The sequence below is a fragment of the Candidatus Erwinia dacicola genome, from assembly GCF_001756855.1.
Lineage (GTDB): Bacteria > Pseudomonadota > Gammaproteobacteria > Enterobacterales > Enterobacteriaceae > Erwinia > Erwinia dacicola.
This window is the reverse complement of the sequence record NZ_MAYS01000323.1, coordinates 1-7,429: the sequence shown is the minus strand read 5'-3', so window position 1 is coordinate 7,429 and position 7,429 is coordinate 1. Positions and strand designations below refer to the sequence as shown.

Sequence of the window (7,429 nt, the reverse complement as noted above, 5' to 3'; positions counted from 1 at the left end):
CATTTTATTTGGGGCATCCCCTAGGCGAGATGCGTCTGGTGAACAGAGTCTTTGAAAGATAAGACCTTTCAATAACACGAAAGGCTAACTCATCAATATCTTTGCAACAGTGCCCAAATTAGCGCAATTATCAACCGATAAAACCACCTCTAACCTTTTATATTTCCTTCCACTGGACTGTACGGTCCCGTCGAGTTAGTGTGCGTCGCACTACAGGCCTGTAGGTTTCTTAGTCGCTTAGAAGGAATTGACCATGAACTTTTATCAGATTCGCCAGACCATGACTGACGATGTGTATGACGTTATCTCAGCTTTCGGTCAGACGGCCTCACTGACCCTATAGGCCATCACCTACATGACTGGACAGCGGGAACACGCCACCCGCTTCAACATAAAATAAGTAGGTTACAAGCAGTGTTCGGTAATACATGTTAGAATGGCTGGCATCTTCGTCCAAAACCGCATATTAAAACAGCATGATTACCTATTATTCAACAAAGCCAACTGACGGGCAAAATTCTCAATCAGCAACGGCTTTACATCAGCCATTTGCACCGTCGGCTTAAGCAGCGACAGCTGAGTCATTTCCAGTCCGGCATAACCGCAGGGGTTGATGCGCTGGAACGGGGTGAGATCCATCGCCACGTTGAGCGCCAAGCCATGGAACGAGCAGCCGTTGCGAATGCGCAGACCGAGCGAGCAGATTTTTTTGCCGTCAACGTAGACTCCGGGGGCATCCGGTCGCGCGCTGGCGCTAACTCCGAGTTGTGCCAGCGTCTCGACCACCGTCTGTTCGATGGCGGTGACCAGCTGGCGCACGCCAACTTTACGTCGCTTCAGATTCACCATGACGTACATCACCTGCTGACCGGGGCCATGATAGGTCACCTGGCCACCGCGATCGCTCTGCACGACCGGGATATCGCCAGGCATTAACAGGTGCTCGCTTCTTCCCGCTTGACCCTGAGTAAATATCGGGTGATGCTCGACCAGCCAGATCTCATCCGGCGTCGCATCATCGCGCTGGTCAGTAAACTGATGCATGGCGAAGGAAACGGGTGCCCATGGCTGCAAGCCAAGCTGGCGAACTATCAGGGTATCTGGAAGCAAAGCGAAGGATCCGGTTGGCAAAACAGGGGGAGCAGTATAACTGCTAGTGCAGGGCAAGAACCATGCCCTCACCAGCATTCAGGAATTACAGCACCATGCGAACAATTTCAATTTTGCATAACTCATCATACAGCGTTTCAACCTGCTCGATATGCGTGGCGGTGATGGTGATCGACACCGAATGGTAGTTGCCCTTACTGCTGGGCTTCACGTCCGGTGAGTAGTCACCCGGCGCATGGCGCTGCACCACTTCAACCACTTGATCGACTAGCTCTGGCTGAGCCAGCCCCATCACTTTATAGGTAAAAGAGGTGGGGAATTCGAGCAGTTCTTTAAGATTGGTTTTCATATTGACTCCGGTGACACAAACAAGGACTCCCGCCGTAGCGGGAGTTCACAGACACTAACAATATGGAGATATTTCAGGAATATTTCAAGGCGGGCACGATTCGTGTAGGGGGACGGGCATGCGCGACCCGCAGCAGCTGCTAGCCAAACCAGTGATGGAACATCAGCTTAATATAGTCAACGATGCGGTCGAAGAAACCACCTTCCGGCATATCGTTGAGAACCACCAGCGGATGCTGTTCAATTGTTTTGCTATCTAGCTGGATGTTGATGCTGCCTACCACCTGATTTTTCTTCAGCGGTGCATGCAGTTCAGTGTTGCTCAGGCTGTAGCTGGCTTTCAGGTCTTTCATCCGACCGCGTGGAATAGTCAGATAGACATCTTTCTCGACGCCCAGCTGTACGCGATCGCTGTTACCGAACCACACCGGCTCAGAAGCAAACTCTTTACTGGCCTTCAGCGGAGCGACGGTTTCAAAGAAACGGAAGCCCCAAGTCAGCAGTTTTTTACTTTCTGTTTCTCGCCCTTTGTAGGTATGACCGCCCATTACTGCAGAGATCAGGCGCATCTGGCCTTCGGTTGCGGAGGCCACCAAGTTGTAACCTGCCGCATCAGTATGCCCGGTTTTGATACCGTCAACATTCAGGCTGGTATCCCATAGCAGACCGTTACGGTTTATCTGGCGGATATTGTTAAAGGTGAACTCTTTTTCGTGGTAAACCGCATACTCGTCCGGTACGTCGCGGATCAGCGCACGGCCAATCAGCGCCGTGTCGCGCGCCGAGCTGTACTGGCCTTCAGCATCGAGGCCATGCACGGTCTGGAAGTGAGTATTCTGCAGGCCCAGCGCTTTCACATAGTTGTTCATCAGCCCAACGAAGGCGTCCTGGCTGCCGGCTACATATTCGGCCATCGCCACGCAGGCGTCATTACCGGACTGCAGCACGATGCCGCGCGTCAGCTGGGAAACCAGCACGCGGTCGCCCGGCTTCAGGAACATCAGTGAAGAGCCTTTGAATACCGGGTTACCGGTTGCCCAGGCATCTTTGCCCACGGTGACGATATCATCCTGATGGATTTTACCCGCTTTCACCGCCTGACCGATAACGTAACTGGTCATCATTTTTGTCAGGCTGGCCGGGTCGCGACGCGCGTCGGAATTCTTCTCTGCCAGTACCTTACCTGAGTTGTAGTCGATCAGAACATAGGCTTCAGCGTCAATGTCCGGCACGCCGGGAATCATGGCTTTTATGTTGACGTCATCGGCAAGAGCGGCTGCGTTGAGGCTGAGCGCAATCAGGGTGCCTGTAGTCAGGCGTTTCAGTAATCGGGATGGATTCAAAGTGTTCATGTAAGGACTACAACATCCATGGGCTAAGTTAAAAAAGTGACTCACTATAGCAAAATCATCCTGCCACAACCCGCCGAATTCAGGCGGGGAAGGGGGATTTACATGCTTAAGGTGCGACGGTAATAAACGACTGTTGCTGAGCTTCATTCGTCAGTCGCTGCTGCAAAGCGGCGGCGAGCGAATGCGAGCTAAAGTGGCCCAGCTGCACGCGATAAACATTATTACGGCTATCGACAGAGCTGGGAACGTCGAACTGTTTGCCGAGACTTATGGCGAGTAACCGGGCACCGGCGCTCAGCGCGCCGTTTTGCAATGGCTGGGCGGCACCGAGGAAGCCACCGCTGCGAACTGGCGCACCCATATTGTCTACGCTATCCAAGGTGCTGTTATCCACCGGGCGCGACGGCTCCTGCTGTACTTCCTGCGGCTGCGAGTTGCTTATGGTCGTTGTCTGTAGTACAGGCTGCTAGCAGTGCTGATGCTAGGGCAACCCAAAGCCAATCCTTACGCATGTGTTTATGCCTCTTAAACGCTCTTCGACAACAGTTTTCGGTGGGTGTGAATAGACATTATGATGCCAAACCCGGCCATCAGGACGATCAGTGCGGAGCCGCCGTAGCTGACTAACGGTAACGGAACGCCTACCACCGGCAATATACCGCTTACCATGCCAATATTAACAAAAACATAGACAAAAAAGATTAGCATTAATCCACCGGCCATCACGCGACCAAAGGTGGTCTGCGCACGTGCAGCCATCGTCAGGCCGCGCATGATCAGCAGCACGTAGAGTATCAGCAGAATCAGTACCCCGACTAATCCTAATTCTTCGGCCAGTACCGCAAAAATAAAGTCGGTGTGGCGCTCGGGCAAGAATTCAAGCTGTGACTGGGTTCCATGCAGCCAGCCCTTACCGCGCAGCCCGCCGGAGCCGATGGCGATTTTCGACTGGATAATATGGTAGCCCGCGCCGAGTGGGTCGCTTTCCGGGTCGATCAGCATCATGACGCGGTCGCGCTGATAGTCGTGCATCAGGAAGAACCACAGCACCGGAATAAATGCCGCCAGCAGCAGCACCGCAATGGAGATCAGCTTCCAGCTCATGCCGGAGAGGAATAGGACGAACAGCCCTGAGGCGGCGATCAGGATCGCAGTACCGAGATCCGGCTGTGCCGCTACCAGCAGGGCAGGCATAAAGATCAGAACCAGCGCGATGGCGGTGTTTTTCGAGGTCGGCGGGCAGACATCGCGGTTAATAAAGCGTGCGACCATCAGCGGTACGGCAATTTTTGCAATCTCCGAGGGCTGGAAACGCACCACGCCAAGGTCCAGCCAACGCTGCGCCCCTTTACTGATCTGCCCGAAGGCCTCCACCGCGATCAGCAATATCACGCAGATAATATAGAGATAGGGCGCCCAGCCTTCATACACGCGCGGCGGGATTTGCGCCATCACCAGCATCACGACGACACCCATGGCAATCTGACCGAGCTTACGCTCCATCATGCCCGGATCTTGGCCGCTGGCACTCCACATCACCAGCGCACTGTACATCAGCAGCGCGGCGATGATCAGGCAAAATGTTGAATCAATATGGATACGCGTCCAGATTGTCCTTTTCTGATGGCTATCATTCATAACCGGTTATTCACCTTCTTAGCCTAGCGGCGTTGGCGCAGCGTCAGGCAGGTTAGTATTGTTATCGCCAAGAATAATGTGATCGAGGATCTGGCGCATGATAGTCCCGACGGCCGGACCTGCGCCGCCGTTCTCAAGGATGATAGTGACTGCCACTCGTGGATGATCGTAAGGCGCAAAGGCCGTCATCAGTTTGTGATCGCGCAGGCGTTCCGTCAGCTTGTGGGCGTTATAGGTTTCATTCGCTTTCAGGCCAAATACCTGTGCGGTACCCGACTTGGCCGCGATTCTATACGAAGCATCCGCAAAGCTCTTACGCGCAGTACCGTTTGGATGATTCGCCACGCCATACATGCCGTCTTTCGCAATCTCCCAGTAGCCGGAGTGCACGTCCGCGACAGGGGCTTCCGCCGGCTGACGCCATGACACTTTGGTGCTGCCCTGCATGGCGTCCATCATTAGATGCGGAGTTTTAATCACGCCATCGTTAATCAGGATCATCAACGCTTTGTTCATCTGTACCGGCGTGGCGGTCCAGTACCCCTGGCCGATACCCACCGGTATGGTGTCCCCCTGATACCAAGGTTTTTTAAAACGCTTCATTTTCCAGTCACGGGTTGGCATGTTACCGGCGGTCTCTTCGATCAGATCGATACCGGAAAGATGGCCGTAGCCGAATTTACTCATCCACTCGCCGAGCCGGTCGATGCCCATGTCATAGGCAACCTGATAGAAGAAGGTATCCGCGGACTCTTCCAACGATTTAGTGACGTTCAGACGGCCGTGGCCCCAGCGTTTCCAGTCGCGGAAACGTTTCTCGGACCCAGGCAGCTGCCACCAGCCCGGGTCAAACAGGCTGGTGTTGAGGGTGATGACTCCGGCGGTCAGGGCTGATACCGCGATATGAGGTTTCACCGTTGACGCCGGAGGGTAGGTGCCCTGAGTCGCGCGGTTAATCAACGGGCGGTTTTCGTCATGCAGCAGGCGGTTATAGTCCTTGCTGGAGATACCGTCGACAAATAGGTTAGGGTCGTAGCTTGGCATGGAGACCATCGCCAGTAGTTCACCGTTATGTGGGTTGCTGACCACCACGGCGGCACGACTGCCCGCCAGCAGCGTTTCAATGTACTGCTGGAGCTCGAGGTCAATCGTCAGGTAGGTATCGCGCCCGGCCTGCGGAGACTGCTCGTGTAGCTGGCGAATGACGCGTCCGCGGTTGTTAACTTCAACCTCTTCATAACCCGTTTTTCCGTGCAGTACATCTTCGTAATAGCGCTCAATACCCAGCTTGCCGATGTCGTGGGTGGCAGCATAGTTGAGCCACTTGCCCTCTTTATCTAGGCGCTCAACGTCGCGGTCATTAATTTTCGACACGTAGCCCAACACATGGGTCAGGGCAGAGCCGTAAGGGTAGTAGCGGCGCTGATAGCCTTTGATTTCAACGCCGGGGAAACGGTACTGATTGACGGCAAAACGTGCCACCTGAACATCATTCAGGCTGGTTTTCACCGCAATAGAGGTAAAGCTACGCGAGCGTTTGCTCTCTTTTTCAAATGCTTCAATATCATCATCGGTGAGACCGACGATAGGCTGCAGCTCCTGCAGAACTTGCTGCAGGTTATCGATTTTTTCAGGAACCAGCTCAAGCTGATAAATCGTGCGGTTAAGCGCCAGAGGGACGCCATTACGGTCAAAGATAATGCCTCGGCTGGGCGCGACCGGAACCAGTTTGATGCGGTTCTCATTGGAGCGCGTGCTGTAGTCGTCAAAGCGGGTAATTTGCAGGTGGTAAAGGTTCACCACCTGCACACCGGAAAGCAGCAAAATGCCAAAAAATGCGATTAGCGCCCGACGAACAAACAGCGTCTGCTCGGCGGTATAGTCACGAAAGGAGTTACGTTGTAATTTCATCCGCTGCTTTTGTCTGTCCGGTTAGCCTTATCCGTTACTCACGATGATAAGGATGATTCGCAGTAAGGCTCCATGCACGATACAAACTCTCTGCAACCAACACGCGAACCAGCGGATGGGGCAGGGTTAGCGCTGAGAGTGACCAGCTTTGTTCCGCCGCAGCCTTGCAGGTAGGTGACAGGCCTTCCGGTCCGCCTATCAACAGGCTGACATCGCGGCCATCCTGTTTCCAGCGTTCCAGTTGACTGGCGAGCTGTGGGGTTCCCCACGGGCGGCCGGGTATATCCAGCGTGACGATGCGGTTACCATTACCGGTGGCTGCCAGCATCATTTCGCCTTCTTTTTCCAGAATGCGTTTGATATCGGCATTCTTACCGCGCTTTCCGGACGGGACCTCAGTCAGCTCAAATGGCATATCTTTCGGAAACCGACGCAGATATTCCAGAAAACCCGTTTGAACCCAGTCCGGCATTTTGGTGCCGACGGCAACCAGTTGCAGTTTCACGGCTTAACCCCAGAGCTTTTCCAGTTCGTACAGCTTACGGCTCTCTGCTTCCATGACGTGAAGGATCACATCACCGAAGTCAACCACCACCCAGTCACTTGGCGCACGGCTGTTAACGCGAAAAGTATTTAGACCGATCAGCTTCGCTTCCTGAACGACGTGTTCAGCGATTGAAACCAGCTGGCGGGTTGAGGTGCCAGTGCAAATCACCATATAGCTGGTGATGCTTGATTTGCCCTGAACGTCGATAGCAATAATGTTCTGAGCTTTTAAATCGTCACATTTATCAATGACGAAGTTTTGGAGTACTTGACCTTGCAAAAGAAAGGTTCCCCCCTTGGGATTTAAGTCTGAAGGGTTATCGCATATTCACGCGTAAAGCGCTGTCGACAAGCGTAACATGATGTATATCGGCATTCTTACCGCGCTTTCCGGACGGGACCTCAGTCAGCTCAAATGGCATATCTTTCGGAAACCGACGCAGATATTCCAGAAAAGGCACTGTTGCAAAGTTATTGATGAGTTAGCCTTTCGTGTTATTGAAAGGTCTTATCTTTCAAAGACT

General features: G+C 53.4%; 7 protein-coding genes and 2 pseudogenes. All 9 read right to left on the bottom strand.

The window, feature by feature from the left end; all coding sequences use genetic code 11:
- Positions 1-480: 480 nt before the first annotated feature.
- On the bottom strand, positions 481-1,110 hold the full coding sequence (gene lipB, locus BBW68_RS09450; RefSeq protein ID WP_070135163.1) for a lipoyl(octanoyl) transferase LipB: 630 nt from the start codon (positions 1,108-1,110) through the stop codon (positions 481-483).
- A gap of 85 nt (positions 1,111-1,195) precedes the next feature.
- A complete protein-coding gene (ybeD, locus tag BBW68_RS09445) occupies positions 1,196-1,459 on the bottom strand; it encodes a DUF493 family protein YbeD (protein ID WP_070135162.1) in 264 nt (87 codons plus the stop codon).
- A 139-nt stretch (positions 1,460-1,598) separates the two neighbouring features.
- The gene (dacA, locus tag BBW68_RS09440) at positions 1,599-2,810 is read right to left on the bottom strand and encodes a D-alanyl-D-alanine carboxypeptidase DacA (RefSeq protein ID WP_070135161.1); all 1,212 of its coding nucleotides are present in this window, start codon (positions 2,808-2,810) and stop codon (positions 1,599-1,601) included.
- 106 nt (positions 2,811-2,916) lie between these two features.
- Positions 2,917-3,255 (bottom strand): annotated as a pseudogene (locus BBW68_RS09435) (SPOR domain-containing protein); the annotation flags it as partial.
- 80 nt (positions 3,256-3,335) lie between these two features.
- The gene (mrdB, locus tag BBW68_RS09430) at positions 3,336-4,448 is read right to left on the bottom strand and encodes a peptidoglycan glycosyltransferase MrdB (RefSeq protein ID WP_070135159.1); all 1,113 of its coding nucleotides are present in this window, start codon (positions 4,446-4,448) and stop codon (positions 3,336-3,338) included.
- A gap of 18 nt (positions 4,449-4,466) precedes the next feature.
- The gene (gene mrdA, locus BBW68_RS09425) at positions 4,467-6,359 is read right to left on the bottom strand and encodes a peptidoglycan DD-transpeptidase MrdA (RefSeq protein ID WP_070135158.1); all 1,893 of its coding nucleotides are present in this window, start codon (positions 6,357-6,359) and stop codon (positions 4,467-4,469) included.
- A gap of 34 nt (positions 6,360-6,393) precedes the next feature.
- On the bottom strand, positions 6,394-6,864 hold the full coding sequence (gene rlmH, locus BBW68_RS09420; RefSeq protein WP_070135157.1) for a 23S rRNA (pseudouridine(1915)-N(3))-methyltransferase RlmH: 471 nt from the start codon (positions 6,862-6,864) through the stop codon (positions 6,394-6,396).
- A 3-nt stretch (positions 6,865-6,867) separates the two neighbouring features.
- A complete protein-coding gene (rsfS, locus tag BBW68_RS09415) occupies positions 6,868-7,185 on the bottom strand; it encodes a ribosome silencing factor (RefSeq protein WP_070135156.1) in 318 nt (105 codons plus the stop codon).
- 76 nt (positions 7,186-7,261) lie between these two features.
- Positions 7,262-7,384, bottom strand: a pseudogene (locus tag BBW68_RS17880) (23S rRNA (pseudouridine(1915)-N(3))-methyltransferase RlmH); the annotation flags it as partial.
- Between the last annotated feature and the right edge of the window lie 45 nt (positions 7,385-7,429).